Source organism: Stenotrophomonas sp. AB1(2024) (genome assembly GCF_037482345.1).
Classification (GTDB): domain Bacteria; phylum Pseudomonadota; class Gammaproteobacteria; order Xanthomonadales; family Xanthomonadaceae; genus Stenotrophomonas.
In genome coordinates this window covers 1,476,862-1,502,156 of record NZ_JBBHKO020000001.1, presented here as the reverse complement: position 1 = coordinate 1,502,156, position 25,295 = coordinate 1,476,862, and the positions used below count along the sequence as shown (strand labels likewise).

Sequence of the window (25,295 nt, the reverse complement as noted above, 5' to 3'; positions counted from 1 at the left end):
GTGTGGATCTGCCATGTCCGACCTGAAGCCGCCATCGCCGGCCGTTCTCGACAAATACCATGGCGATGAGGTGCGCCCGCTCTACACCGGGCGGGTGCGGGTGAGTGGCGGCGCGACCGGTCACGGGCGCGCCTCGGGCGTGGTGGTCTCCGACGATGGAGCGCTGGCGCTCGATCTGCGCCTGCCACCCGCGCTGGGCGGGCCTGGCGGTGGCAGCAACCCCGAACAGCTGCTGGCTGCCGGCTACGCGGCCTGCTTCCACGGCGCGATGAATCTGCTGGCCAGCCGCGCCGGGCTGGTACTGGTGGATGCCTGCATCGAGGTGGCGGTGACGTTCTCGCGCGATCCCATCGATGGCTTGTACCTGCTGTCGGCGGAAGTGGAAGCGTACCTGCCGGGGCTGGAGGCGGGCGTGGCCGCAGAACTGGTGCGCAACACCGAGCGCGTCTGCCCCTACGCAAAGATGTTCCGCAACGGCATCACCCACGTGGTCAGCGTGGTGCCCACCGCAGCGCCCTGAGGGGCGCTTTCCCAACGCTGGAGACAACGATCATGCACGCCGGCCGCTCATACACCTTCACCGAGTTCCTGCTGTGGACGCGTCGCCCGCTGTACCTGCTGATCCTGCTGGATGTCGTGCTGGTGGCGCTGTACCAGCTCGGTGGCCTGCACTGGTTGGCGGTGCCGTGGAACGTGATCTTCATGCTTGGCACCAGCGTGGCGCTGATCGCCGGCTTCAAGAACACCCAGACCTACAACCGGCTGTGGGAGGCGCAGCAGGTGTGGGCCTCCATCACCGCCGCCAGCCGCCTGTGGGGCACGATGAGCCGCGATTACGTGGACCATCCAGAACACACCCGCAGGCTGGTCTACCGGCACCTGGCGTGGCTGACCGCGCTGCGTTACCAGATGCGCGAACCCAAGCCCTGGGAGACGGTGCAGCTGGCGCCCAACGTCGAATACCGCAAACGCTACGACGTGCCGGAAAAGGTGCGGACGCTGGATGCCGAGTTGATCAAGTACGTCACCCCCGAAGAACGTTCGCGCATCCTGGGTGCGGGCGGCAAGGCCACCGAGGTACTGTCGCTGCAGGGCGCATCGCTGCGCGGGCTGCTCGATGCCGGGCAGATTCCGCAGGCCGGTTTCGCCGAACTGCAGCGTGTGCTGCGCGACCTGCACGACCAGCAGGCACGCAGCGAACGGATCAAGAACTACCCATACCCGCGCCAGTACGCGGTGATCAACGTGATCTTCGTACGCATCCTGTGCCTGCTGCTTCCGCTGGGCATGATCGACCTGCTGGCGCCGATGAACGACAGCGTGACCGGGGTGATGGCCGGGCAGATGGTGTGGCTGGCCATTCCACTCAGCGTGCTGGTGTCGTGGATGTACGCGGCGCTGGACCAGGTCGGCGAGAGCAGCGCCAATCCGTTCGAGGGCGGCGCCAACGACATTCCGATCTCGCAGCTGTGCACGTCCATCGAGCTGGACCTGCGCCAGCTGCTGGATGAGCGCGACGTACCGGCGCCGCAGGCGCCGGCCAGCCCCATCGTGATGTAACCCGCAGCGGAGCACGCACATGAAGATGGTCGTCATCGGTGGTCACGGGCTGATCGGCAGCCGGGTGGTGGAACGCCTGCTGGCGCAGGGCCACAACGTACTGCCCGCATCACGGCGCAGCGGCGTGGATGTGGTCAGTGGGCATGGGCTGGATGAAGTGCTGGACGGGGCGGAGGTCGTGGTGGATTCAGGCAATGCACCGACCTTCGAAGACCCGGATGTCACCGCGTATTTCCAGCGCGCCACCACCCAGCTGCTTGCGGCCTGCGAACGCGCCGGCGTGGCGCACTATGTAGGCCTGTCGGTGGTGGGCACCCCCTACCTGCAGGACAGCGCCTACTTCCGGGCCAAGGCCGTGCAGGAAGCGCTGGCGCGGCAGGCGCGCATCCCGGCCACGCTGGTGCGTGCCACCCAGTGCTTCGAATTCATGGCCCAGCTGGTGCCGCCCGTTGCGGGGCGCGATGTGCTGCACCTGTCGCCCGCGAAGGTGCAGCCGGTGGCCGCTGACGATCTCGCCCTGCTGGTCGCGCAGGTGGCAACGGCGCCGCCAGCGGGCCACATGGTGCAGATCGCCGGGCCAGAACGCCATCGACTCTTCGAGCTGGTGGAGTGGGTGATGTACTTCAACCAGGACCAACGTCCGGTGGTGGCCGATCCACAGGCACGCTACTACGGTGCGCTGCTGAAGGACGCCACGCTCACCGCCGAACCGGGCGCGGCGCTGGGCACCACACGCTTCATCGATTGGCTGGCCAGCCACGTACCCGGCACCCTGCCGCACGTTCACCTCCCCAATCCGTTGCCGGCAGCGCCGGCCGTCATCGTGCGGTCTTCAACGCCAGTTACAACGTAGGCACTGCGCGGGCCGGGCTGGAGGCAGGTTGATCCAGCCCTAAAGTCCAGGGAGTCGCGGCCGATACCGATGCGTCCTTCCGCCTGGAGTACGTCATGTCGGCCGTCCCCCGCCGTGTGCTGCTGTCCCTCGCCCGCCGGGCTCAACCCCTGCGCCAGCTCAGCGTGGCGCGCAAGCTGAAAATCAGTCTGCTGGCCTGCGCCACGGGACTGCTGGTGGTGGCCATCGTGTACGCATGGACACGGTACAACAGCGAGCGCGCCGCTGATACCTTCGCCGCGCACGAGCAGGCAACCAGTTTGATGGCGGCGCTGAACGCACAGGTGGCCGATGCCCGCCGCCTGCAGACCCGCTACGCCACCAGTTTCGACGATGCCGACCGCTCCTCCCTTCAGCAGGCTCGGCAGCGCTTGCAGGCGTCGCTGGTGGCGCTGCAGCACGCTGCGGCCACGAAGAACGGCAACGCCAGGGAGCTGCAGGATCTGGCCACGCGCATCGGCGAGTTCGCCGACGGCATCACCGCGCTCAATGCACGCGTGGATGAAATGGGGCACGGCGATGCCGGACTGCGCGCGCAACTGGAGGCCGCGGCCAACGCCATGGAAGCCGAGCTTGCCGGCATCCAGCGCCCCGTGCTGGACGCGCAGTGGCAGGCGATCCGCCGGCAGGAGGCGCTGTTGTTGCTTACCGGCGATTCCAGCCATGCCGACCGTGCCAGCGAGGCCAAACTGTCGTTCGAGCTGGCCGTGGCCGCGCCTGGCTTGGCAGCCACCTCCCAGGACGCGCTGCGCGCGGCGATGGATGCTTATCAGGCGGCGCTGCTGGGCTACACCGCGGCACGGGTCGGCCTGGATGTCGAGGCGCAGTCGCTGGCCGACACCGCCACGCAGATCGAACCCAGCCTGGTCCAGGTCCAACGTGCCCAAGCGGCATCGCTGGAGGCGGCGCGCGAGCGGCAGCAACACCGGGCGCGGGCAATGACCGCGCTGTTCGCACTCACGCTGTTGCTGGTGGCCGCGCTGCTCATCGCGACCCTGCTGCTTACCCTGCAGGCCGTGCAGCGCCCGATCGCCGACACCCTGCGCTTCGCCGAGGACATTGCCGACGACCGGCTGGACACGACCCTCACGGTGCACAACCCACATGACGAGTTCGGTCGACTTGCACAACGGCTGCAGCACATGCAGGGCCGCCTGCGCAGTCGGATCGAAGCTGAACGGGCTGCCGCGCGCGACAACACGCGCGCCCGCCAAGCGCTGGACAGTGCGCAGACCGGGTTGATGGTGCTGGACCCGGACGGCCGCATCGGCTTCCTCAACCATGCTCTGTGCCAGGCACTGGCCTGCACGCCGGAGCATTGGCGTGGCCAGCCGGTGCAGATGCTGCACCCGGTGTTTGACAGCGCGGTGGCGCAGCTGCAGCGCGGCCACGGCAGTACCCACGAGATCGAGCAGGGCGGGATCCGTTACCAGCTGGCACTCAGCCCGATCCTCGACCACGACCAGCTCCTGGGCGCGGCGGTGGAATGGCGCAGCCGCGCGCTGGAAACTACGGTGGAAACCGAAGTGGCCGCGTTGGTGGACGCCGCTGCGCAGGGACAGTTGGATGCCCGCGTTGCCGTGAATGACAAACAGGGGTTCGTGCTGACCCTGGCGGTCAGCATCAACCGCCTGCTGGATACCTTCCAGGGCAATCTTGCCGGGCTGCAGTCGTTGCTGTCCGGCTTGGCTCACGGCGACCTGAGCATGCGCATGCAGGGCGAGTACCAGGGCGTGTTCGCGCAGATGCGTGACGACGCCAATGCCAGCGTAGGGCAGCTGACCAACATCGTGGCACGGATCCAACAGGCCACTGCGACCATCAATGGCGCGGCGGGCGAGATCGTGACGGGCAACCGCGACCTGGCCGAACGCACTGAACGCCAGGCGGCACACTTGGAGGAAACCGCGTCCTCCATGGAAGAGCTCACCGCCACCGTGCGCGAAAATGCGGAGTCTGCGCGGCAGGCCAACCAGCTGGCCGTCGACGCCGCCGCCATTGCGGGGCAGGGCGTTGACGCGGTGGCGCAAGTGGTGGCCACGATGCACGACATCGCCGCTTCGTCGCGACACATCGGCGACATCACCGGGGTAATCGATGGCATCGCGTTCCAGACCAACATCCTTGCGCTCAACGCGGCGGTGGAAGCGGCGCGGGCCGGCGAGAAGGGGCGCAGTTTCGCGGTGGTGGCGGGCGAAGTACGCCTGCTGGCCCAGCGCAGTGCAGACGCCGCGCGCGAGATCAAGCAGCTGATCGAGGCGTCGGTGGAGAAGGTCAGTGCCGGCACCCGCCAGGTGGACGAGGCCGGTGCCACCATGCGCTGCATCGTCGGCAGCGTCGAACAGGTCACCGCAATCACCGCCAGCATTTCCGCAGCTTCGCAGCAGCAGAGCGTGGGCATCGAGCAGGTGGGTGCGACCCTGCTGCAGATGGACGGCAGCACGCAGCAGAGCGCGGCGATGATGGAGCAGGCCTCGGCGTCCGCGCAGGCAATGCAGCGCCAGGCTGCACTGTTGTCCGAGGCGGTTGCGGCCTTCGTGCTGGCGCCGTCCAACATGTTAGGCCCGGTACGCCGTCCCGTCGTTGCGTGAGGAGGTCGTGATTGCGGCGTCCACGGGCCCGGCAGAGCGCCGGCCCCGGGTTACCTGCGACGGTTCTTCGCCTGACTACCCAACCACCGTTCGATTTCTCCGTCAGCGAACGGCCCCAGCTTCTGTTTGATGATCTTCCCGTCCGCATCCACGAGCACCGTGTACGGCAACAACCCCTGCGCGTTACCCAACCGCACGCTGGCGTCATCTGGCGCAGGCTGTTCGATCACGATCGGATACTTCACCGGCACGCGATCAAGGAAGTCGCGTACGCCGTCCGGCGTATCGATGGCCAGCCCCACCACCCGCACGCCATCAGGCGGCTGCGCAGCGGCGAACGCAGCCAGCATCGGCATCTCTTCCACGCACGGGCCGCACCAGCTGGCCCACACGTTGATCAGCAGCGGGCGGCCACGGAAGGCGGCGAAGTCCACCGGGGTGCCATCCACGTCCGGCAGGACGATCGCCGGCATCGCATCGCCCGGTTTGGCGGGTAGGGCCGCAGAACGATCGACGGCGGGGAACCGTGTTTCCTGTGGCGTACGCGCGACGTAGTACACGCCCGTCCCCAATCCCAGCACTGCGGCAACCGCCGCCACCGCCATCAACGATGTGCGGGGCGGCGGCGTGCTCATCGCGCGGTGCGCAGCAGCGCTTCTTCGACCAACGCCTGGGTCAGTACGGTGGGCAGCACGGTCGGCGGGGCGCCGGGGCCATACACCACGTACAGCGGCACGCCGACCGCCTTGTGCTCATCCAGGAACGCGGTGATTTCCGGATCCACGTTGGTGTAATCGCCGCGCATGTATACCGCGTTGGTGCGGCGCAGGGTTTCTTCGAAGCCGTGGGTGCCCAGTACCGTGCGTTCATTGGCCTTGCAGGTCACGCACCAGTCGGCGGTCATGTTGACGAACACCACGCGGTTGTCCTGGCGCAGCCGGTCGAGCATCTGCGGCGAATAGGCCACCACGTTGTCGGCGGCGGCCAGCGCGGCCTTGGCCGGTGCGTCGATGCGGGTCACGCCCCACACCGGCACCAGGGCGCCCAGCAGCAGCACCAGCGCCAGCGCGGCGCCGACCCGGTGGCTGCGCCAGCGGCTGCGTTCGAACCACCACAGCGCCAGGCCCAGCACCACCAGCCCGGCCAGCACCAGCGCCATCGCATCCACGCCGCGCTGCTTGCCCAGCACCCACAGCAGCCACAGCGCGGTGGCATACATCGGGAAGGCCAGCACCTGCTTCAGGGTTTCCATCCATGCGCCCGGGCGCGGCAGGCGCTTGGCCAGCGAGGGCACGAAGCCGATCAGCAGGAACGGCAGCGCCAGGCCCAGGCCCAGCACCAGGAATACCAGCATCGCCGGTACGGCCGGTGCGGTGAACGCATAGGCCAGCGGCGCGCCCATGAACGGTGCCACGCACGGGCTGGCCACCACGCAGGCCAGCACGCCGGTGAAGAAATCGCCCATGGGACCGCTGCGCGAGGCCAGCGACTGGCCCACGCCGCCCAGGCTGCCACCCAGGGTGAACACCCCGGACAGACTCAGGCCCACGGTGAACATCAGGTAGACCAGCGCGGCAATGAACCACGGGTGCTGCAGCTGGAAGCCCCAGCCTGCTGCCTGGCCGGCGGCACGCAGCGCCAGCACCAGCGCGCCGATCGTGGCGAACGCCACCAGCACGCCGGCCGTGTACCAGAGCGCATGGCTGCGCGCGCGCTGGCGGCTTTCGCCGCTCTGTGCCACGCCCAGCACCTTCAGCGACAGGATCGGCAGCACGCATGGCATCAGGTTGAGGATCAGGCCACCGGCCAGGGCCAACAGCAATGCGGTGATGAGGGTGATGGGCGTTGCACTGCCGGTGTTGCCCGGCGGACGGGTACGCTGCGCGTTGTCGGCGCTGGCGTCGGGCGTGCCCGCAGCAGCTGTGTCCAAGGCCGGTTCGTTCGGGCGGATCAGCATCGGCTGGGTGGCAATGCCGGTGGCCTCGCGCGCCTGCGCGCGCTTGTCGCGGGTTGCCAGCGGCACAATCACTTCGCTGCGGGGCGCCTGTTCATCGGCGCTGGCGTTGATCTTGCCGGCCGGCAGCGCCAGCTGCACCCGCCGGGTCATCGGCGGGTAGCAGATGCCATCGGTCTGGCAGCCCTGGAAGGTGATCACCAGGGTGGCTTCGGCCGCATCGGCAACGCTGCGGCGCAGCGGCAGCTTTACATCCACCTGGTCGAAGTACACCGACACATCGCCGAAGTGTTCGTCGCGGTGCGACTTGGCGGCCGGCCACAGCGGCTTGTCCGCGCGGATGCCGGGGGCGCCCTCCAGCTTCAGCGACGTGCGGTCGCGGTACAGGTAGTAGCCCGGTGCGGGGCTGAAGCGCAGCAGCACGGTATTGCCATCGCCGACGATGGCTTCGAAGCCGAATGCGCGTTCGGACGGCAGCGGCAGCGACGGGATGTTGGCCGCGCCGGGCAGGCGCAGACCGCCGCCGGCGTCACTCCCGGCCAGCGGGTTGTTGAAGGGCGACGCCGCGGCGCCGCCGAAGGCCGGGGCCACGGCGCTGTCGGTGCGCGCGCTGCCGCCCGGCAGCTTGACCTGCACGCTGCGCTTCTGTGGCGGGTAGCACACGCCGGCATCGGCGCAGCCCTGGTAACGCACTTCGAGCGTGACCGTATCGGTACCGTCGGCCGCCTTGCCGGGCAGTACTGCGGTCAGCCGCTCGCGGTAGGTTTCCACCTCGCCGAAGAAGTCGTCGTGGTGCTTCTTTCCGGCGGGCATCTGCAGCGCTTCGGCAGTGAAGCCGGCGTCGCTCTTGACCGTGGTGCGGTGCCGGTAGAGGTAATAGCCGGGCGCGATCTTCCAGCTCACCTCGATGTGGTCGCGGTCGCGCGCCTGTGCGCTCAGCCCGAAGGCTTCATCCACCGGCAGCAGGTCCTTTTCGCTGACGGCCAGCGCCGGCAGGGACACCACGAACAGCGCACACAGCGCGGCAATACGACGAAACAGCGTCATCAATCAGTTTCCTCTCGGGTCTGTGCCCGAATCCAATCCAGATACGCCGGCAGGCCGGCGCGGGTTTCGACCGCGATGCACTCGGGAAGTTCATACGGGTGCAGTACCTGCACGCGCGCGATGGCCGCCTCCAGGCGGCTGCTGGTGGTCTTGATCAGCAGTTGGATCTCATGGTCCTCGGTGACCTCGCCGTGCCAGCGGTAGGTCGAGTGCGCCCCGTCCAGCCGGGTGACGCAGGCGGCCAGGCGTTCTTCCACCAGCGCCTGCGCCAGCCGCGCGGCGGTGGCCGCATCGGGGCAGGTGGTCAGAAGAATGAATACGGGATCGGGGGTCGACATGACCCCCGATTGTAATGGGTACGCGCCATCGCATACGCGCTGCCGCCCCCTGACTCAGGGGGCTCTCCTCCAGACCCTTCCGGGGCGCCGGCGCTGGCCGGCAACCCCGGGATGCCTCACTCAGCCAATTCGCAGGTAGCCGGCTGCGCCGACGTGAACAGGGCAGGGGTGCCCCACTCCGGGTGGTCGATGAACGGGTTGCGGTTGCCCTGGAAGCTGTAGATCACTTCATTGCGGGCCCGTTCGGCCGCATCCGGCGGGTCGGACAGGTGCCAGTCGATCAGGGTCGAGAGCAGGCCCATGTACGCTGGCGAGGCCGAGGTCTTGACGATTCTGCTGCGGTCGTCGGTCAGCTCCAGGTCCGGCTCGGACTGGCCGGTGGCCGCGTCCTTGCCGCCCTCATAACGGATGGCCATGTACATCACCGCGCGGGCCATATCGCCCTTGCGGTGGCCCCACACCTCGAAGGTGCCGGCGTTGCCGTCCGGGCTACGCACCCAGTTGGAGTTGCCCGGGTAGCCGCCGGTGCCGCCGCCGGTGCCGTTGTTGGCCTCGGTGGCGCGCTCGCCGCAGTTGCTGTCGCACTTGGCGAATGGCTTGTTGCCGCGGTCCGCGTTCCACTGCGCATCGGTCAGGTACAGCATGTGGGTATCGGTATAGGGCGCATACGGCAGGCCCTTGTCGCCGGTGGTGCTGGCAAAGCCCAGCGAGTTGGGCCAGGTGTGCTCGCGGTTGTAGGTCAGGCCGCTGCCGGTGCCCGCCCGGTCGCTGACCTTGGTGTAGCTGCGGTTGCGGTAGGCGTCCAGGATCCGACCGCTGTTGCTGGGGTCCTCATCGGCGATTTCCAGGATGGTCCAGGTGCTGGTGCCCGAGCCGCTGTACGGGTAGGAGGTGTGGCCCTTGATGGTGGCGTGCAGCGAGCAGCGCAGCTGGCTGGGGCTGGAGGTATTGACCTTCGAGTAGTAGCTGCCCGGATCCGGATCGGGGCCCGGATCGGTGCCGCCGCTGGCCACGGTGAAGGCGATGCGGGTATCGGCGGCCGGGCGTGCGCCCTGCGCGTCCTTGATGCGCGTGGCGCGGATGTCGAAGCGGCAGGCTTCGCCGGCCACCAGCGCGGTGTTGGTGGACAGGGTGAAGCGGGTGCCGCTGCTGGCATGGGTCAGCGGCACCGTGCCGGACTGGCCGCAGCTGAGAGTGAACGCACCGGCGGTGACGGTGACGCTTTCACTGAAGGTCACGGTGAGGTCGGCGGCGGCCGGGAAGCTGGTCGCGCCCTGCTCAGGGGTGGTGGTGCTGACCGAAGGCGGGGTGTTGGGACCGGTGCTGCCACCGCCGCTGAAGGTCTGGCCGTTGTTGCAGGCGCCGAAGGTCTGCGCGGCCGACTCTGCCCAGGTGAAGTGGGCGTACTGGCTGCCGCTGCCGGTGAGCTGCAGCGAGGTGCCCGGCGCGGTGCTGTTGCTCTCGCTGACCGGGATGTTCTGGCTGGTCAGCCCGGCGGCCGGACCGCCCGAAGCGGTCATGGTGCCTTCGTAACTGATGAACTGGACCACCTTGCCGGTGGCGTCCACCAGCGCGATGCCGTCGTTGGCACCGTTCTGCAGGCCGTTGGTGGGGTAGGTGACCGTGGCGACGCTGGCCTTGCCGCAGCTGGCGGCCGTGCCGGCTGGCACCGGGTTGTTGGCATAGACCGTGGCCGCCGACGGGGTACTGCCGTTGTACAGGTACAACCGGTAGCTGCTGAGGTCCTCGCCGCCGGTGGCGACCACTTCGATGGCTTCGCCGACATCCCCGGCCGGGGTGCTGTCGTCATAGTGCAGTTCATTGATGAATACGTCCGCCTGGGCGGTTCCAGCGGCCAGCGCCAACAGGCACCCCAGGGACAGCGGTGTGAGCAACCTCATCTACGTCTCCTTGTGATTGGGTTTTGCCGACCGAATCTAGCTAATCCATATGACATATCTATCGATATGTCGCATTCGGCACTCCGCATTGAGACGTGCATCAATAATTGGTGCCCCGATTTCCCCGACGGGTAGGTACCCACCGTGGGTGGGTACGCGGGGACAGGGACGCGCCGGATCGTGGGGGAAATTTTCCTGCCGGCCCCTTGAAAGCCCCCGGACCAGCACCATCTCTGCCCTGTCCCGCACTGGCGGGTTTTTTCACGAGCGGTGCTGGCAGTCACCTGGGGTGAGTGCTAAGATCGTCGGACTTTTTCAAATCAATCAACAACTTAAGAGGCACGCATGAACATCAAGCCGCTTCACGACCGCGTTGTGGTCAAGCCGATCGAAGCCGACGAAGTCTCCGCCGGCGGTATCGTGATCCCGGACTCGGCCAAGGAAAAGTCGACCAAGGGTGAAGTCGTGGCCGTGGGCCCGGGCAAGCCGCTGGACAACGGCAGCGTGCGCGCGCCGTCGGTCAAGGTCGGTGACAAGGTGATCTACGGCCAGTACGCCGGCAGCACCTACAAGAGCGAAGGCGTGGAATACAAGGTCCTGCGCGAAGACGACATCCTCGCCGTCATCGGCTGATTCCGCCTCGCGGGGCGTTGCCCCGCTGCTGACCCGTAGAGCGGGGCTCTGCCCCGCTGCCCAGATCAATGTCGCCGGGCAAGCCCCGGCCATCACACAAAAAGGTAATCGCAATGGCTGCCAAGGAAATTCGTTTCGGTGAAGACGCCCGTTCGCGCATGGTGCGCGGCGTCAACGTTCTTGCCAATGCCGTCAAGGCCACCCTGGGCCCGAAGGGCCGCAACGTCGTGCTCGAAAAGAGCTTCGGCGCCCCGACCATCACCAAGGACGGCGTGTCCGTTGCCAAGGAAATCGAACTGGCTGACAAGTTCGAGAACATGGGCGCGCAGATGGTGAAGGAAGTCGCCTCGCGTACCAACGACGACGCCGGCGATGGCACCACCACCGCCACCGTGCTCGCCCAGGCCCTGATCCGCGAAGGCGCCAAGGCCGTGGCCGCCGGCATGAACCCGATGGACCTCAAGCGCGGCATCGACAAGGCCGTGGTGGCCGCCGTCGCCGAGCTGAAGAACATCTCCAAGCCCACCGCTGACGACAAGGCGATTGCCCAGGTCGGCACGATCTCGGCCAACTCGGACGAGTCGATCGGCAACATCATCGCCGAAGCGATGCGTGAAGTCGGCAAGGAAGGCGTGATCACCGTTGAAGAAGGCTCGGGTCTCGAAAACGAGCTGGACGTGGTCAAGGGCATGCAGTTCGACCGCGGCTACCTGTCCCCGTACTTCATCAACAACCAGCAGGCGCAGACCGCCGACCTGGACGACCCGTTCATCCTGCTGCACGACAAGAAGATCTCCAACGTGCGCGACCTGCTGCCGGTGCTGGAAGGCGTCGCCAAGGCCGGCAAGCCGCTGCTGATCGTTGCTGAAGAAGTCGAAGGCGAAGCGCTGGCGACCCTGGTGGTCAACACCATCCGTGGCATCGTCAAGGTCGTGGCCGTCAAGGCACCGGGCTTCGGCGACCGCCGCAAGGCGATGCTGGAAGACATGGCCGTGCTGACCGGCGGCACCGTGATCTCCGAAGAGATCGGCCTGTCGCTGGAGAAGGCGACCATCGCCGACCTGGGCCGCGCCAAGAAGGTGCAGGTTTCCAAGGAAAACACCACGATCATCGACGGCCAGGGCGACAAGGCTGCCGTGGAATCGCGCGTGGCCCGCATCAAGACCCAGATCGAAGACACCTCGTCGGATTACGATCGTGAGAAGCTGCAGGAACGCGTGGCCAAGCTGGCCGGCGGTGTTGCGGTGATCAAGGTGGGTGCGTCGACCGAAATCGAAATGAAGGAAAAGAAGGACCGCGTCGACGACGCCCTGCACGCTACCCGTGCAGCGGTCGAAGAAGGCGTGGTGCCGGGCGGCGGTGTTGCCCTGGTGCGTGCGGTCACCGCGCTGGCTGGCCTGAAGGGTGCCAACGAAGACCAGAACCACGGCATCCAGATCGCCCTGCGCGCGATGGAAGCCCCGCTGCGTGAAATCGTCGCCAACGCCGGCGAAGAGCCGTCCGTGATCGTCAACAAGGTCAAGGAAGGCACCGGCAGCTACGGCTACAACGCTGCCAACGGCGAATTCGGCGACATGCTGGCCTTTGGCATCCTGGACCCGACCAAGGTGACCCGTTCTGCCCTGCAGAACGCCGCCTCGATCGCCGGCCTGATGATCACCACCGAAGCCATGGTTGCCGAAGCGCCGAAGAAGGACGACGGCGCCGGCGCAGCAGGCGGCGGTATGGGCGGCATGGGTGGCATGGGCGGCATGGATTTCTGATGTCGGCGCCGGCCACCGGCCGGCAGACATCGGTCCGGTAGGTGCACCACAGGAACCCCGCCGAAAGGCGGGGTTCTTTTTTTTGTATTGCATGGCAGGAGCTGAACCTGCATCCGCAGTTGCGAATGAAACAGTTGGCAGCCCCAAACCCCTGTGATATCAATACTCCCCAATGAACGCACGCCACGCCAATTCCTACTTTTGGTATTACTTTCCGAAGCCACCGGCGGAGGAAGGCATGCGCTCACCCTGAAGAAAGCTTCAGACGCATTCCCGAAAGCCGCCAGCGCACCTGGCGGCTTTTTTGTTGCCGCCGCGCTGGGGACCCCTACCTTCCAGGAGACACCCCCATGCCCCCCCATACCGACGACCTGCGCATCCGCAAGATCGAACCGTTGACCCCGCCGGCACAGCTGCTGTCGATGCTGCCCTGCGACGACGAAGCCTCATCCACGGTCAGTTCCTCGCGTGCAGCACTGCACGAGATCCTGCACGGCCGCGACGACCGCCTGGCGGTGGTGATCGGCCCGTGCTCGATCCACGATCCGGTGGCCGCGATCGAATACGCCCAGCGCCTCAAGCCGCTGCGCGATGCCTACGCTGGTGAGCTGGAAATCGTCATGCGCGTGTACTTCGAAAAGCCGCGTACCACCGTGGGCTGGAAAGGCCTGATCAACGACCCGGACCTGGATGGCAGCTTCCAGATCAACAAGGGCCTGCGCGTTGCCCGCGGCCTGCTGCGCGACATCAACAAGCTGGGCCTGCCTGCCGGCGTTGAATTCCTCGATGTGATCTCGCCGCAGTACATCGCCGACCTGGTGGCCTGGGGCGCGATCGGTGCGCGTACCACTGAAAGCCAGGTGCATCGCGAGCTGGCGTCGGGGCTGTCGTGCCCGGTCGGCTTCAAGAACGGTACCGACGGCAACATCAAGATCGCCGCCGATGCGGTGGGCGCGGCGTCCAACCCACATCATTTCCTGTCGGTGACCAAGCAGGGCGACACGGCCATTGTTGCCACGGCCGGCAACCCGGATTGCCACGTGATCCTGCGTGGCGGCAAGGTGCCCAACTTCGATGCGGCCAGCGTGGACGCGGCCAGCCAGACCCTGGTCAAGGCGCAGCTGCCGGCACGGCTGATGATCGATGCCAGCCATGCCAACAGCAGCAAGAATCCAGAGAACCAGCCGAAGGTGATTGCCGACATCAATGCGCAGCTGGCCGCAGGCGAAGAGCGCATCGTCGGGGTGATGGTGGAGAGCCACCTGGTGGCTGGTCGCCAGGATCTGGTGGAGGGCCAGCCGCTGATCTACGGCCAGAGCATCACCGACGGGTGCATCGGCTGGGACAGTTCGCTGGCTGTGCTCGAATCGCTGGCCGAAGCCGTGCGTGCGCGGCGCGCGCGGCGTCTGTCCGAGGCGGCTTGACCCCGTAGGGAGCCGGCCGCCGGCCGGCTCCACGAAAGATCAGCTCTACCGGGAGGTGGTGTGAATCGCACCGAGTTCATCCTGGACGCCGCATGCGACAGGGCACGCGAGGTGCTGGCCGACCAGATGCAGTTCACGTTGAACGCTGAACAGCTGCAGCGCTTCAACGCGCTGCTGGACGCGCTGCTGGACGCGCCGCTGGAAGACAACCCGGCGCTGCGCCGGTTGCTGAGCACGCCAGCGCCTTGGGAACGGTGAGCCCTTGTGGCTCTCCGCTCCAACGCCGCTGCATGCCGGCCATCTGCTGGATGACTTCCGCTGCAGCACCCCAGCCCTGGCGAAATGGCTGCTTGAACGCGCACGCCAGAACCAGGCATCCGGCGCATCACGATGCTTCGTCGCCTGCGATGAGCAGCATCGCGTTGTCGGCTACTGCGCGCTCTCAGTCGGTTCGATGGTGCATGAAGCCGTTCCCGGACGAATCCGCCGCAACATGCCCGATCCCATCCCGGTCATCGTGTTGGGGCGGCTGGCGGTACATGCGGACAGGGCTGGGCAAGGCATTGGCCAGGGCTTGTTGAAGGATGCCGTGCTACGTGCGCTGCAGGCGTGCGGCCAGGTCGGAGCCCGTGCGTTGCTCTGCCATGCCCTCGATGAGCCCGCCAAGGCGTTCTATCTCAAGCACGGTTTCATCGCTTCACCGATTCAGCCTCTCACGCTGATGCTGCCCCTCACTCACCGAAGGTAGGTACCGACCGTTGGTCGGTACGCGCTAATGCACCTCGTCGCGGTACACGAACTTCGGCATCTCCCACTTGAAGTGGATGGCCAGCAGGCGGAACGCGAAGCCGCCGCCCAGGCACCACAGGGTGGCGGCATTGAGCGATATGCCCAGTTCGAGCAGGCCCAGCCACGCGGCGCCGGTGAGCAGGGTGATCACCGCGTACAGTTCCTTCTGGAAGATCAGTGGCACTTCATTGCACAGCACATCGCGCAGCACGCCGCCGAAGGCGCCGGTGAGCATGCCGGCGATCAGCACGATCGGCACCGCGTGGCCGCCGTCGCGCGCCACCGCACAGCCGATCAGCGTGAAGCAGATCAGCCCCAGGCCATCGAGCACCAGGAAGGTACGGCGGAAGTGGTGCATCCAGCGCGCCACCCAGGTGGCGATCAGCGCCGCGCAGATGGTGAAGCCCAGGTATTCCGGATGCTTCACCCAGCCCAGCGGGTAGTGGCCCAGCACGATGTCGCGCAGCGAGCCACCGCCGAGGGCGGTGACGCAGGCGATGATGACCACGCCGAACAGGTCCATCCGCCGCCGCCCGGCAGACAGCGCGCCGGTCATGGCTTCGGCGGAAATGGCGATGAGGTAGATCAGGGACAGCAACATGCGACGGCTCCGGGTGGGGCGGGCAGGGCGGAAGCGCGCACGCACCACGCCAGCGCCGCAGCACTGTCGTGGGGTGGGGTTCCGTTGCCGCTCCCGCTGTCCTTTTGCCTGAGAGTTCAGTGGCCAGGCCACGTGCCCCTTCGGCGGGTCATTGAAGACCTCTCTCCAGATCGGCGTGTTGGATGCATGGTTGGTGGCCTATCGAGCCACCGGCCTGAGCGATTATGGGAGCCTGCGCCTTCGGCGGGCGCCAGCGCGGCGCCTCTCTCCTGCATCCGGAGTGGATTCTAACAGCCAGCGCCCCCGCGCCGGTGGATAATCCTGGTATGCCCGCTGAACCTGCCCCCTGGTTTGTATACCTGCTGGAATGCCGCAACGGCACGTATTACGCCGGCATCAGCAACGACGTGGACGCCCGCTTCCAGGCCCACCTGTGCGGCAAAGGGGCGCGCTACACCCGCGCCAACCCGCCGGTGAGGGTGCTGGCCATGCGCGCCTACCCCGACCGGTCGGCGGCATCGAAGGCCGAATGCGAGCTCAAGCGTCAGCCACGTGCACGCAAGCTGGCATGGCTGCAGCAACCGTAGCGCCGGACCCTGCCCGGCACTGTATGGTGTGATTTCCACCGCCCGGCCCCTGCAATGACCGATATCGACCCACGCAAGGCGCACAGCATGATCGGCAAGACCGTTCTTGCCGGCATCACCTACCTGGACGCCGACGGCAACGCGCTGGAACACCGGCAGCTGGCAGGCGAGGTACTGCGTATCAATGACGAGGAGGGCGTGGTGCTGGCCAGCGCGCTGGACGGCCAGGAAGTGTTCCTGCCGCCCACGCTGGACCACTACACGCCAGCGGCGCCGGGCGACTACACGCTGCGCTCAATGGCGCTGACCATCACCGACCCGGACTACCTGTGCACCTGGGATGTGCGTCTGGCTCCCGGCAACGACCCGTGACCGGATGACCGGATGACCGGTGGAACGACGCCCTGCGTCGCTGCCCCCGTCAGTGCCCTGGAGCCCCGGGTCGCCGGTCGTCCTGGTCATCACCAAAGATGATCCGCGCGCTGCGCTGGCCGCTCCAGTACGCCACGGCCCAGTTGAGCAGTACCACGATGCGGTTGCGGAACCCGATCAGGAAGAACACGTGCGCGGCCAGCCAGAACCACCAGGCCAGCACGCCCGACAGCTGCAACCGGCCCAGGTGGACGATGGCCGCCATGCGCCCGATCGTGGCCAGGTTGCCGAAGTCCTGGTACTTGAACGGCCCCGGTGCCGGCTTGCCGTCCAGCCGCGCGCGGATGATCGTGGCCACATGCTTGCCCATCTGCTTGGCGGCGGGCGCAACGCCCGGTACCGGGCGGCCATCGGCCCGCTGCAGCGCGGCCAGGTCGCCAGCGACGAAGATCTCCGGGTGCCCGGCCAGGGTGAGATCGGGCTGCACCGGCACGCGCCCGGCGCGGTCCAGTGGCACCTCCAGCGTACGCGCCAGCGGCGAGGCGGCCACGCCGGCGGCCCACACCACCGTGCGCGCGGGAACGAACTGCCCGCCCAGCTGGAAGCCCTCGCCGTTGATGTTGCTCACCGCTGTGCCAGTCAGCACTTCCACGCCCAGCTTCTCCAACTGGCGCCGCGCCTTCAGCGACAGCACCTCGGGGAAACTGGACAGCACGCGCGGGCCGGCTTCGACCAGCCGCACCTTGGCGCTGGCAGGATCGATGTGGCGGAACTCGTTGCGCAGGGTATGCCGCGCAATCTCGGCCAACGTGCCGGCCAGTTCCACCCCGGTGGGGCCGCCGCCGACCACCGCGAAGCTGAGCCACGCCGCCTTGCGCGCCGGATCGGGCTCGGCCTCGGCGCGTTCGAACGCCAGCAGCAGCTTGCGGCGCAGCGCGATGGCATCGTCCAGGGTCTTCAGGCCCGGGGCATCGGCGGCCCACTGGTCATGCCCAAAGTAGGCGTGGGTGGCGCCGGTGCACAGCATGAGGGTGTCGTAGCCCAGCTGGCTGCCATCGGCCAGGGTGATCTGGCGGCTGTCCTTGTCGATGGAGGTCACCTCACCCAGCCGCACTTCCACGTTGTGCTGGTCGCCGAGGATGTGGCGCAGCGGCGCGGCGATGTCGGGCGCGGACAGGCCGGCAGTGGCGACCTGGTACAGCAGGGGCTGGAACAGATGGTGGTTGCGACGGTCCACCAGGGTGATGCGGAGGCGCGCGCTGGCCAGCGCGCGGGTGGCCCAGAGGCCGGCGAAGCCGCCACCGATGATGACCAGGTGGGGCAGGGAATCGCGGGTCATGCAATGACTCCTTGGCGGGGGCCGGCCTTCCGACCCCATGGGAACATGGTCGAAGCGAAGCGACACATGGTCGCATGTGACGCGCGATATTCACGTGGATGACAGATACTGGGTTCAGCAGCCGTCGCGCCTGCCGGCGGCCGATCCGTTCCTTGCCTGGAGGTTGAGATGACCGAACCGGAAAAGCGCATCGCCCTGCTGATCGATGCCGACAACGCACCGTCTTCGAAAATCGACGTGGTGCTGGCCGAGGTGGCGCGCTACGGCGTGGCCAACGTGCGCCGCGCCTATGGCAACTGGAAGAGTCCACGGTTGAAGGGCTGGGAGGGCGTGCTGCATGAGTACGCGATCCGGCCCATCCAGCAGTTCGCCTACAGCCGCGGCAAGAACGCCTCGGACATGGCGATGGTGATCGATGCGATGGACATGCTGTACGCGCGCAACCTGGATGGGTTTGCGATCGTGTCCAGCGATGCCGACTTCACCCCGCTGGTGATGCGCCTGCTGACCGACGGGGTGAAGGTGTATGGGTTTGGTGAGAAGAAAACGCCGGAGCCGTTCGTCAACGCCTGCTCCAAGTTCACCTATCTTGAAGCGCTGGGGCAGAGCCACGCGGTGGATGCGGAAGTGGAACAGAATGCAGAGGAAACCCGCCCACGCAAGACCGGCCCCGAACTGCGCAGCGATACCCGCCTGGTGCAGATGCTGCGCCGCGCGGTGACCTCGGCCGAAGCCGAAGACGGCTGGTCGCACCTGGGTCCGGTCGGCAGCCAGATCGGCAACCAGGCCTCGTTCGACTCGCGCAACTATGGCTACAACAAGCTCAGCGAACTGCTCGCCGCCACTGGCCTGTTCGACATGAAGAAAGAGGGCAAATCCACCTACGTCCGCGCACTTCCCAGGAAGGCGCGGTAACACCGGTGGAGCGATCGGCGTATCGTATCGGCGCAAATCAATCACCGGGAAGACCAACATGCTGAAGATCTGGGGCCGGATAAATTCCAGCAACGTGCGCAAGGTGCTGTGGTGCGCGGAGGAAATCGGCTTGCCATACGAGTCCATCGAAGTGGGCGGCCCCTTCGGTGGCACCCAGTCGCCGGAATACGTCGGCATGAACCCCAACGGCCTGGTCCCGGTGATCGAAGACCACGGCCTGCCGCTGTGGGAATCCAACACCATCGTGCGTTACCTGAGCGCGCGCTACGCGCTGGGCACGCTGTATCCCGAAGACGCGATGGTGCGTGCCCAGGCCGAGAAGTGGATGGACTGGAGCACCTCGCGCATGGCGCCGCTGTACACCGACCTCATCTGGGGCATCATGCGCACCGCCCCGGCCGACCGCGACGAGGCCCGCATCAATGCCGCGATCACGCGTGCCGGCGAGTTGCTCGGCATGGCCGACCGTACCTTGGCGCACCAGCCCTGGTTGTCCGGCGGGCAGTTCGCGATGGGCGACATCCCGCTCGGCGCGCTGGTCTATGCGTGGTTCGAGTTGCCGATCCAGCGGCCGTCGCTGCCGCACCTGGAAGCGTGGTACCAGCGCCTGCAGCAGCGCCCAGCCTACGTTGAAGCCGTCATGACCCCGTTGACCTGACCGGTTGATGTGCGATCCGGTGGGCCGGCCAACGGCCGGCGCTACCGGGTGTGCGTGATCGTGATCGGCGACGCGCCCCCGGCCTGCGCGATCGTCATGGCGACGCACACCCGGCCTGCGCGATCGTCATCGGCGACGCGCACCCGGCCTGCGCGATCGCCATCGGTAGCGCCGGCCGTTGGCCGGCCCTCCATATCTCTCAATACAGATCCGTCGGATCCACGTCCAATGACCAGCGCACCCTGCGCGCCTGCGGCAATCCGTATACCTGCGGCATGATCTGGTCCAGCAGTGCGTGCAGCGGCCGTCGTGCCGGCGCGGACAACAGCAGCTGGGTGCGTTGGTAACCCGCGCGGCGCGGCATCGGTGCCGGCATCGGGCCAAAGCGCTCCACCGGGCTTTCGTGCGCGATCAGCTCGCGCACCGCCATCAGCATCGCATTGGCATGGTCCACCTGCTGCGCCTCGGCGCGCATCAGCGCCAGGTGCGCGAACGGCGGGAATCCGGCCGCTTCGCGTTGCTGCAGCTCGGCGTCGGCGAAGGCGTGGTAGCCGCCATTGACCAGTGTTTCCAGCAACGGATGGCCGGGATGATGGGTCTGCAGCCAGACCTCGCCGGCATCGGTCGCGCGCCCGGCCCGGCCAGCCACCTGGATCAACTGCTGGGCCAGCTTTTCGCTGGCGCGGAAATCGGCGGAGAACAGGCCCTCATCGATGCCCACCACCACCACCAGGGTCAGCTTTGGCAGGTCGTGGCCCTTGGCCAGGATCTGCGTGCCGACCAGGATGCCGGCGCGGTCGCCCAGCGTGGCCAATTGGGTTTCCAGGGCGTCGCGGCGGTGGGTGGTGCCACGGTCGATGCGGATCACCGGGAAATCGGCGAACGCTTCCACCAGGTGTTCTTCCAGGCGTTCGGTGCCGATCCCCTGCGGCTGCAGCGCCAGGCTGGCGCAGTCCGGACAGGCCAACGGCGCGGGCTGGCGCGCGCCACAGTGGTGGCATTGCAGGCGGCGCCCGCCGGCGTGCACGGTCATGGGCGCGTCGCAGCGCTTGCACGGCGCGGTCCAGCCGCAGTCGTGGCAGAGCAGCACCGGTGCGTAGCCGCGGCGGTTCTTGAACACCAGCACCTGGTGGCCGGCGGCCAGGTGCTGGCCGATGCCTTCCATGACTTCGGCCGACAAGCCGTCCTTCAGCGGCCGCTTGCGTACGTCGAGCACGCGGACCCGTGGTGGGCGCGCCTCGCCGGCACGCTGCTTCAAGCGCAGGTGGGTGTAACGGCCGGCATGTGCGTTGTGCAGCGATTCCAGTGATGGCGTGGCGCTGCCCAGGACCACCGGCACGTCCAGCGCCTTGGCCCGTACCAGTGCGAAATCACGCGCGTGATAGCGGATGCCGTCCTGCTGTTTGTAGCTGCCGTCGTGCTCTTCATCAATCACGATCAGCCCGGCGTTGGGCAGCGGGGTGAACACCGCCGAGCGCGTGCCGACGATCACCTGCGCTTCGCCCCGGGCTGCGGCCGCCCACACCCGCGCGCGTTCGTTGTCGTTCAGGCCCGAATGCAGCGCGTGCACCGCGATCCCCAGGCGGTTGCGGAAGCGCGCCAGCGTCTGCGGGGTCAGGCCGATTTCCGGCACCAGCACCAGCGCCTGGCGGCCGCGGGCCAGGCAGGCCACGATCGCCTGCAGGTACACCTCGGTCTTGCCGCTGCCGGTCACGCCATCGAGCAGGAACGCGCCGAACCGCTCGTGGGCGGTAATCGCGGCAATGGCGTTGGACTGTTCCGCATTCGGGGCGGGGCCCGGACGGATGGCGGGCACCACAGGGCTGTGTTCCAGCGCGATGCGCTCGACCAGCCCGCGCTTGGCCAGCGACCGCGCCGCGCTGCGCCAGTCCTGCATCGCGTCGTCCAGCCGGTCCTCGTCCACGCTGCCGCCGGCCAACTGCCCGGCCAGGCGCTGCGGGCGGGTACCGGTCCGCAGCCGCTCCCGTTGTTCGTATCCGGCCGCAGTGAGCTGCCAGCCCCAGCGATGGGTGTCGGGTACCGGCTCGCCGCGACGCAGCGGCGCGGGCAGGGCGGTACTGACCACCTCGCCCAGCGGCGCATGGGCATAGCGCGCCAGCCACTGCAGCGAGGTCCACAGCTCGCCGCCCAGCAGCGGCGCCGGGTCCAGCCATTCCAGCGCCGCGCGCAACGCGTTGCCATCGGCCACCGTGCCGATTCCGGCCACGACACCGACCAGCTCCCGCGCGCCAAACGGTACCCGCAGCCGGCGCCCGACCATGCGGGGATGGGGGGGCTCGCCCGGCGGCGGCGCGTAGTCGAACCACTGCGGCAACGGCAGCGGCAGGACGACCTGCAGGGAGAGGGCGTCGGTCAGGGGCGCCGGGGCACATTCCAGGGTCAGCAGGGGGGCCGGATCGGGGGGCGACATCGCGTCAGTGTAAGCGGCCCGGGCCGGCCCTGTTCAGCGCATGGAATCCATCGCCGCCCGGTTCCGTGGAACCTAAATATGAGCTAAATATCCGTGGTGGTTGGAGATTCGGTCTTATCCACATCTTCTGTGGATAAGTCTGTGTGCCAGTGTCGAACTCTGAGCTGTTTGTCAGGGAGTACCGCACCGAAGCCCGGGTTGGTCAAAAAATAGCCACATCTTAAAACGCATGTAAATCAATTGGATAGCTGTGAAACACAGCTGACACACGGGGGTCGCCGGCTTCACCTGCCCATTTCCTGCCGAATTTGTTGGTGCTGTGCACAACCTGCGCCACTGTCAAGCGGGATGTACTGCTGGCGTCTTCACAGATGGCCTGCATCGGCATCCCCCTGCACTGGCGCACTCGCTATCATTTCGACACTTGATGGAGTTGCTATGACGGCTGTGAACGCCCCTGTTTCCTCTACTGCAGCGGGTGCGCTGTCCGCATTCCTGCGTGGCGTTGAACGCCGTGCCCTGGTGGTTGCCGAGCTTCAATGCGGCGACCCGACCGTGGCAGAACAGGCCCTGGTGGCCGTAATGCGCGCCTTCGCCGGCATCGCCAGCGACGTGCCCATGGCCCAGTGGCCGGACCGGTTCTGGATTCTGCTGGCCCACCGCACCCCGATCCGCATGCCGGCCGCCGGTGGCCAGTGGCCCCCCGGTCTGGCGCACCTGCCCAGCCTGGCTCCCCCCGCACGGCTGGCATTGCTGCTGCGGGTCGGCGGCGGGCTGGACGAAGCCGCTGCCGCACAGATACTCGACATGCCGGTGGCCGATTACCAGCAGGCGCTGGCCAAGGCCTGCCCGCGTGACGCGCAGGGCCATCCCGATGCGGCAGGCTGGCGCGACGTAGCCGAACAGGTGCAACAGCGCCTGCGCGACCTGCCCGCCAGCCGGCTGCAGCAGTTGCACCAGCCCGCGCCGGCACCGGTGGCGGGCACCGGCCCGGCCTCATGGCGGGCACCGGCCCCGGCCGAAGCGGCGCCCCGGCGCGCGGCCGCCCGCGGCAACAACCGCCGGTCGCTGTGGCGCGGTCTGTTGATCGTGCTGGTCACCGTTGGCGTGTTGCTCGGTGGCGCGGCATGGTGGAAGCACCAGCGCCAGGGGCTTGCCCCGGAGGCCAGCGTGCCCGACGGTGCGGTGTCCACGGCCGACCCGGTCCAGGTCGAGCAACTGCCGGCCGACGACCTGCCGGTAACGGCACCGGCCGACCCGGCCCAGGCGTCAAGCGACACGGCGATGCTGGCCGACCCCGAGCTGATGCTGGCCCGCGATGCCGACCTGTACGCCTGGTTCGCAGCGGGCGGGCCGGTGCCGGTGGACGAATCGCAGCCGCAGCCCAGCCGCCCCGAACCTGCCACCGCCGGCCTGGAGACGGCTGCCGCCGATGAATAAGTCGATCCTGCTGCTCGTCCTGGGCCTGGCGGCCGGCGCCCACGCCGCGCCGCAGCCACTGTCCCTGCCGGCGGCCACCCCGGTACCGACCACCACGCCCGCCATTCCCGCCACGCCGGCCGCGCTGGACCCGGCGCAGCTGCGCGAACTGCGCAGCCGTTACGCGCAGTGGCAGGCCCTGCCCGAATCCGAACGCGCCCGCATCCGCGACGCCGCCCGCCGCGTGGCGGCGTTGCCGGCCGCCCAGCAGCAGGCACTGCGCGCGCGCTTCGACGAGCAGGACCAGCGCTTCCGCGATGGGTGGCTGCTGGGCCCGCAGCTGGGCCAGCAGTTCCCCAAACTGCAGGGCCTGTTCGGCTACCTGCCGGCCGACCAGCGGACGCCGGCCCTGGCCGCGCTGCGCCAGCTCAACGACGACCAGCTGGCCCAGCTCACGCTGATCGCCCAGCGCACCCCGCCGCAGGAGCGCGACCGCGTGCGCGACGAGTTCCTTGGGTTGGCCCCAGCCGCGCGCGATGCCTGGTTGAAGGAAAACCTGGTGCGTTGAGCGTAAGATGACCGGCCGCAACCCGGTGCCTGTGCCCTCCGCGCGCTGCCGTAGTTGTCGCCTGTGATCCCATGTCTATCGCAACCTCCACGCCGCGCCTCTCCCGGGAAGTGCGCGCCACCGGCCTGCTTGCACTGCCGCTGGTCCTTGGCCATATCTCCACTGGCCTGATTTCCTTCGTCGACAACGTCATTGCCGGGCACCACGGTACCCAGACCCTGGCGGCCGTCACCATCGGCACGGCATTGCTGTGGCTGCCGATGCTGATTCCGATCGGCACGTTGATCTCGCTTACCGCCTCGGTGTCGCAGCTGCACGGCGCCGGCCGCGAGCGCGAGATCGGTCCGTTGTTCCGCCAGGCGTTGTGGCTGGCACTCGGCCTGGGCCTGATCATGTTCACCTTCCTCACGGTGGTGCCGCCGCTGCTGCCGGCGTTCGGCATCGCCCCGGACATCGTGCCGGGTGCGACTGCGTTCCTCCACGCAGTGCGCTGGGGTGGTCCCGCGCTGACGCTGTACTTCTGCATGCGCTACCTGAGCGAGGGCATGCACTGGACGCTGCCGACCATGCTGCTTGGTTTCGGCGGCCTGCTGGTGCTGGCGCCGCTGGGCTATGTGCTGTGCTATGGCAAGCTGGGTTTCCCGGAAATGGGCGCTGAAGGCCTGGGCATCGCCTCGGCCACCATGATGTGGATCCAGGCGCTGTGCTTTGCCGGCTACCTCTGGAAAACCAGGCGGTTCGCCCACCTGGAACTGTTCTCGCACCTGGAGCTGCCGCGCTGGGCGGCGATCTGGGACCTGCTGCGCACCGGCCTGCCGATCGGCATCACGGTGTTGATGGAAGGCGGCCTGTTCATCGTTACCGCCCTGTTGATCGGCCGCTTGGGCGCGACGGAGGCGGCCTCGCACCAGATCGCCATCAACGTGGCCCAGCTGTGCTTCATGATCCCGATGGGCGTGGCCGAAGCCACCACCGTGCGCGTGGGCCATGCGGTGGGCAGCGGCAACGGCCTGGGGGTGCGTCGGGCGGCCATTGCCGGGCTGTTGATCATCCTGGGCACCCAGACGCTGTCGGCGCTGGTGCTGCTGTTCGGGCACGACGCCATCGTGGGGGTCTATACCGCCGACATGGGCGTGGCCGCGCTGGCCTCGACCCTGCTGCTGTATGCGGCCGCCTTCCAGTTCCCCGACGGCATCCAGGTGCTGTCGGCCGGTGCGCTGCGCGGCCTGAAGGACACCCGTGTGCCGATGTTCATCGCCATGTTTTCGTACTGGGGCTTGGGCATGCCGCTGGGCGCCGGGCTTGGCCTGGGCCTGGGCATGGGCCCGCAGGGCATGTGGCTGGGCCTCATCCTGGGCCTGACCGCCGCGGCGATCCTGATGGCCTGGCGGCTGCGCGTGAGCAGCCTTCGTGTCGGAATTGGCATGAACCTGCCGGCCTGACGGCCCCCTTACTTGTGTCCGATGCCGGGCTGTCCGGCAGCGGCTATGCT

23 protein-coding genes and 2 riboswitches are annotated in these 25,295 nt (G+C 67.7%); of the genes, 16 read left to right on the top strand and 7 right to left on the bottom strand.

Going from position 1 to position 25,295, the window contains the following annotated elements; all coding sequences use genetic code 11:
* Window positions 1–13: 13 nt before the first annotated feature.
* The 4 genes from WIX41_RS07100 (at window position 14) to WIX41_RS07085 (ending at window position 5,043) form a co-directional block, all read left to right on the top strand.
* Entirely contained in the window at window positions 14–520 is a 507-nt protein-coding gene (locus tag WIX41_RS07100) for an Ohr family peroxiredoxin (RefSeq protein ID WP_339446398.1), read from the top strand.
* A 32-nt stretch (window positions 521–552) separates the two neighbouring features.
* Window positions 553–1,560, top strand: coding sequence for a bestrophin family protein (locus WIX41_RS07095; RefSeq protein ID WP_339446397.1), 1,008 nt, complete (start codon window positions 553–555; stop codon window positions 1,558–1,560).
* Window positions 1,561–1,579: 19 nt separating this feature from the next.
* Window positions 1,580–2,413 carry an SDR family oxidoreductase gene (locus tag WIX41_RS07090; protein WP_339446396.1) on the top strand — a complete coding sequence of 278 codons (834 nt, stop codon included), beginning with the start codon at window positions 1,580–1,582 and terminating at the stop codon, window positions 2,411–2,413.
* Window positions 2,414–2,508: 95 nt separating this feature from the next.
* Window positions 2,509–5,043: a methyl-accepting chemotaxis protein gene (locus WIX41_RS07085; RefSeq protein ID WP_339446395.1), complete on the top strand. Its 2,535-nt coding sequence runs from the start codon at window positions 2,509–2,511 to the stop codon at window positions 5,041–5,043.
* Between the two features lie 50 nt (window positions 5,044–5,093).
* On the opposite strand, the gene WIX41_RS07080 is transcribed toward WIX41_RS07085, so the two are convergent.
* The 4 genes from WIX41_RS07080 to WIX41_RS07065 all read right to left on the bottom strand — a co-directional run bounded on the left by WIX41_RS07080 (window position 5,094) and on the right by WIX41_RS07065 (window position 10,283).
* Window positions 5,094–5,648 (bottom strand): TlpA family protein disulfide reductase, encoded by a 555-nt coding sequence (locus WIX41_RS07080; protein ID WP_339449431.1) that lies wholly within the window; start codon window positions 5,646–5,648, stop codon window positions 5,094–5,096.
* 26 nt (window positions 5,649–5,674) lie between these two features.
* Window positions 5,675–8,044, bottom strand: a complete 2,370-nt coding sequence (locus tag WIX41_RS07075; RefSeq protein WP_339446394.1) for a protein-disulfide reductase DsbD domain-containing protein — start codon at window positions 8,042–8,044, stop codon at window positions 5,675–5,677.
* The gene (gene cutA, locus WIX41_RS07070; protein WP_339446393.1) at window positions 8,044–8,382 is read right to left on the bottom strand and encodes a divalent-cation tolerance protein CutA; all 339 of its coding nucleotides are present in this window, start codon (window positions 8,380–8,382) and stop codon (window positions 8,044–8,046) included. Before cutA ends, WIX41_RS07075 begins: the two co-directional genes overlap by 1 nt.
* A gap of 116 nt (window positions 8,383–8,498) precedes the next feature.
* Window positions 8,499–10,283 carry an endonuclease gene (locus WIX41_RS07065; protein ID WP_339446392.1) on the bottom strand — a complete coding sequence of 595 codons (1,785 nt, stop codon included), beginning with the start codon at window positions 10,281–10,283 and terminating at the stop codon, window positions 8,499–8,501.
* Window positions 10,284–10,628: 345 nt separating this feature from the next.
* On the opposite strand from WIX41_RS07065, the gene WIX41_RS07060 reads away from it, so the two are divergent.
* From WIX41_RS07060 to WIX41_RS07040, 5 genes are all read left to right on the top strand, one after another.
* Entirely contained in the window at window positions 10,629–10,916 is a 288-nt protein-coding gene (locus tag WIX41_RS07060; protein WP_339446391.1) for a co-chaperone GroES, read from the top strand.
* Between the two features lie 113 nt (window positions 10,917–11,029).
* Window positions 11,030–12,679, top strand: coding sequence for a chaperonin GroEL (groL, locus tag WIX41_RS07055; RefSeq protein WP_339446390.1), 1,650 nt, complete (start codon window positions 11,030–11,032; stop codon window positions 12,677–12,679).
* A 350-nt stretch (window positions 12,680–13,029) separates the two neighbouring features.
* Entirely contained in the window at window positions 13,030–14,103 is a 1,074-nt protein-coding gene (locus WIX41_RS07050; RefSeq protein WP_339446389.1) for a 3-deoxy-7-phosphoheptulonate synthase, read from the top strand.
* A gap of 60 nt (window positions 14,104–14,163) precedes the next feature.
* A complete protein-coding gene (locus tag WIX41_RS07045) occupies window positions 14,164–14,361 on the top strand; it encodes a DUF1778 domain-containing protein (protein WP_339446388.1) in 198 nt (65 codons plus the stop codon).
* A 4-nt stretch (window positions 14,362–14,365) separates the two neighbouring features.
* Window positions 14,366–14,851, top strand: a complete 486-nt coding sequence (locus WIX41_RS07040; RefSeq protein ID WP_339446387.1) for a GNAT family N-acetyltransferase — start codon at window positions 14,366–14,368, stop codon at window positions 14,849–14,851.
* Between the two features lie 24 nt (window positions 14,852–14,875).
* Here WIX41_RS07040 and WIX41_RS07035 read toward each other — a convergent pair whose 3' ends face one another.
* Window positions 14,876–15,493: a trimeric intracellular cation channel family protein gene (locus WIX41_RS07035; RefSeq protein ID WP_339446386.1), complete on the bottom strand. Its 618-nt coding sequence runs from the start codon at window positions 15,491–15,493 to the stop codon at window positions 14,876–14,878.
* A gap of 88 nt (window positions 15,494–15,581) precedes the next feature.
* A riboswitch (glycine riboswitch) is annotated at window positions 15,582–15,672 on the bottom strand.
* A 20-nt stretch (window positions 15,673–15,692) separates the two neighbouring features.
* A riboswitch (glycine riboswitch) is annotated at window positions 15,693–15,775 on the bottom strand.
* Window positions 15,776–15,819: 44 nt separating this feature from the next.
* Here WIX41_RS07035 and WIX41_RS07030 point away from each other — a divergent pair.
* Together WIX41_RS07030 and WIX41_RS07025 are read left to right on the top strand one after the other, a co-directional pair.
* The gene (locus tag WIX41_RS07030; protein WP_339446385.1) at window positions 15,820–16,080 is read left to right on the top strand and encodes a GIY-YIG nuclease family protein; all 261 of its coding nucleotides are present in this window, start codon (window positions 15,820–15,822) and stop codon (window positions 16,078–16,080) included.
* Window positions 16,081–16,134: 54 nt separating this feature from the next.
* Window positions 16,135–16,452 (top strand): hypothetical protein, encoded by a 318-nt coding sequence (locus WIX41_RS07025; RefSeq protein ID WP_339446384.1) that lies wholly within the window; start codon window positions 16,135–16,137, stop codon window positions 16,450–16,452.
* 49 nt (window positions 16,453–16,501) lie between these two features.
* On the opposite strand, the gene WIX41_RS07020 is transcribed toward WIX41_RS07025, so the two are convergent.
* Entirely contained in the window at window positions 16,502–17,791 is a 1,290-nt protein-coding gene (locus WIX41_RS07020) for an NAD(P)/FAD-dependent oxidoreductase (RefSeq protein ID WP_339446383.1), read from the bottom strand.
* Between the two features lie 168 nt (window positions 17,792–17,959).
* On the opposite strand from WIX41_RS07020, the gene WIX41_RS07015 reads away from it, so the two are divergent.
* Entirely contained in the window at window positions 17,960–18,706 is a 747-nt protein-coding gene (locus WIX41_RS07015) for an NYN domain-containing protein (protein WP_339446382.1), read from the top strand.
* 58 nt (window positions 18,707–18,764) lie between these two features.
* Window positions 18,765–19,385 (top strand): glutathione S-transferase family protein, encoded by a 621-nt coding sequence (locus tag WIX41_RS07010; RefSeq protein ID WP_339446381.1) that lies wholly within the window; start codon window positions 18,765–18,767, stop codon window positions 19,383–19,385.
* 199 nt (window positions 19,386–19,584) lie between these two features.
* Here the strand turns inward: WIX41_RS07010 and WIX41_RS07005 are convergent, their stop codons facing one another.
* Window positions 19,585–21,816, bottom strand: a complete 2,232-nt coding sequence (locus WIX41_RS07005) for a primosomal protein N' (RefSeq protein WP_339446380.1) — start codon at window positions 21,814–21,816, stop codon at window positions 19,585–19,587.
* Between the two features lie 438 nt (window positions 21,817–22,254).
* On the opposite strand from WIX41_RS07005, the gene WIX41_RS07000 reads away from it, so the two are divergent.
* The 3 genes from WIX41_RS07000 to WIX41_RS06990 all read left to right on the top strand — a co-directional run bounded on the left by WIX41_RS07000 (window position 22,255) and on the right by WIX41_RS06990 (window position 25,245).
* Complete coding sequence (locus tag WIX41_RS07000) at window positions 22,255–23,256, top strand: hypothetical protein (RefSeq protein ID WP_339446379.1); 1,002 nt, start codon at window positions 22,255–22,257, stop codon at window positions 23,254–23,256.
* The gene (locus WIX41_RS06995; RefSeq protein ID WP_339446378.1) at window positions 23,249–23,803 is read left to right on the top strand and encodes a DUF3106 domain-containing protein; all 555 of its coding nucleotides are present in this window, start codon (window positions 23,249–23,251) and stop codon (window positions 23,801–23,803) included. Before WIX41_RS07000 ends, WIX41_RS06995 begins: the two co-directional genes overlap by 8 nt.
* 71 nt (window positions 23,804–23,874) lie before the next feature.
* Complete coding sequence (locus tag WIX41_RS06990; protein WP_339446377.1) at window positions 23,875–25,245, top strand: MATE family efflux transporter; 1,371 nt, start codon at window positions 23,875–23,877, stop codon at window positions 25,243–25,245.
* Window positions 25,246–25,295 lie beyond the last annotated feature (50 nt).

Excerpts from the sequence above, each read along its gene's own strand:
- WIX41_RS07100 (WP_339446398.1), top strand. The coding sequence starts at position 14 with ATGTCCGACCTGAAGCCGCCATCGCCGGCCGTTCTCGACAAATACCAT.
- WIX41_RS07095 (WP_339446397.1), top strand. The coding sequence starts at position 553 with ATGCACGCCGGCCGCTCATACACCTTCACCGAGTTCCTGCTGTGGACG.
- WIX41_RS07090 (WP_339446396.1), top strand. The coding sequence starts at position 1,580 with ATGAAGATGGTCGTCATCGGTGGTCACGGGCTGATCGGCAGCCGGGTG.
- WIX41_RS07085 (WP_339446395.1), top strand. The coding sequence starts at position 2,509 with ATGTCGGCCGTCCCCCGCCGTGTGCTGCTGTCCCTCGCCCGCCGGGCT.
- WIX41_RS07080 (WP_339449431.1), bottom strand. The coding sequence starts at position 5,648 with ATGGCGGTGGCGGCGGTTGCCGCAGTGCTGGGATTGGGGACGGGCGTG.
- WIX41_RS07075 (WP_339446394.1), bottom strand. The coding sequence starts at position 8,044 with ATGACGCTGTTTCGTCGTATTGCCGCGCTGTGTGCGCTGTTCGTGGTG.
- cutA (WP_339446393.1), bottom strand. The coding sequence starts at position 8,382 with ATGTCGACCCCCGATCCCGTATTCATTCTTCTGACCACCTGCCCCGAT.
- WIX41_RS07065 (WP_339446392.1), bottom strand. The coding sequence starts at position 10,283 with ATGAGGTTGCTCACACCGCTGTCCCTGGGGTGCCTGTTGGCGCTGGCC.
- WIX41_RS07060 (WP_339446391.1), top strand. The coding sequence starts at position 10,629 with ATGAACATCAAGCCGCTTCACGACCGCGTTGTGGTCAAGCCGATCGAA.
- groL (WP_339446390.1), top strand. The coding sequence starts at position 11,030 with ATGGCTGCCAAGGAAATTCGTTTCGGTGAAGACGCCCGTTCGCGCATG.
- WIX41_RS07050 (WP_339446389.1), top strand. The coding sequence starts at position 13,030 with ATGCCCCCCCATACCGACGACCTGCGCATCCGCAAGATCGAACCGTTG.
- WIX41_RS07035 (WP_339446386.1), bottom strand. The coding sequence starts at position 15,493 with ATGTTGCTGTCCCTGATCTACCTCATCGCCATTTCCGCCGAAGCCATG.
- WIX41_RS07030 (WP_339446385.1), top strand. The coding sequence starts at position 15,820 with ATGCCCGCTGAACCTGCCCCCTGGTTTGTATACCTGCTGGAATGCCGC.
- WIX41_RS07025 (WP_339446384.1), top strand. The coding sequence starts at position 16,135 with ATGACCGATATCGACCCACGCAAGGCGCACAGCATGATCGGCAAGACC.
- WIX41_RS07020 (WP_339446383.1), bottom strand. The coding sequence starts at position 17,791 with ATGACCCGCGATTCCCTGCCCCACCTGGTCATCATCGGTGGCGGCTTC.
- WIX41_RS07015 (WP_339446382.1), top strand. The coding sequence starts at position 17,960 with ATGACCGAACCGGAAAAGCGCATCGCCCTGCTGATCGATGCCGACAAC.
- WIX41_RS07010 (WP_339446381.1), top strand. The coding sequence starts at position 18,765 with ATGCTGAAGATCTGGGGCCGGATAAATTCCAGCAACGTGCGCAAGGTG.
- WIX41_RS07005 (WP_339446380.1), bottom strand. The coding sequence starts at position 21,816 with ATGTCGCCCCCCGATCCGGCCCCCCTGCTGACCCTGGAATGTGCCCCG.
- WIX41_RS07000 (WP_339446379.1), top strand. The coding sequence starts at position 22,255 with ATGACGGCTGTGAACGCCCCTGTTTCCTCTACTGCAGCGGGTGCGCTG.
- WIX41_RS06995 (WP_339446378.1), top strand. The coding sequence starts at position 23,249 with ATGAATAAGTCGATCCTGCTGCTCGTCCTGGGCCTGGCGGCCGGCGCC.
- WIX41_RS06990 (WP_339446377.1), top strand. The coding sequence starts at position 23,875 with ATGTCTATCGCAACCTCCACGCCGCGCCTCTCCCGGGAAGTGCGCGCC.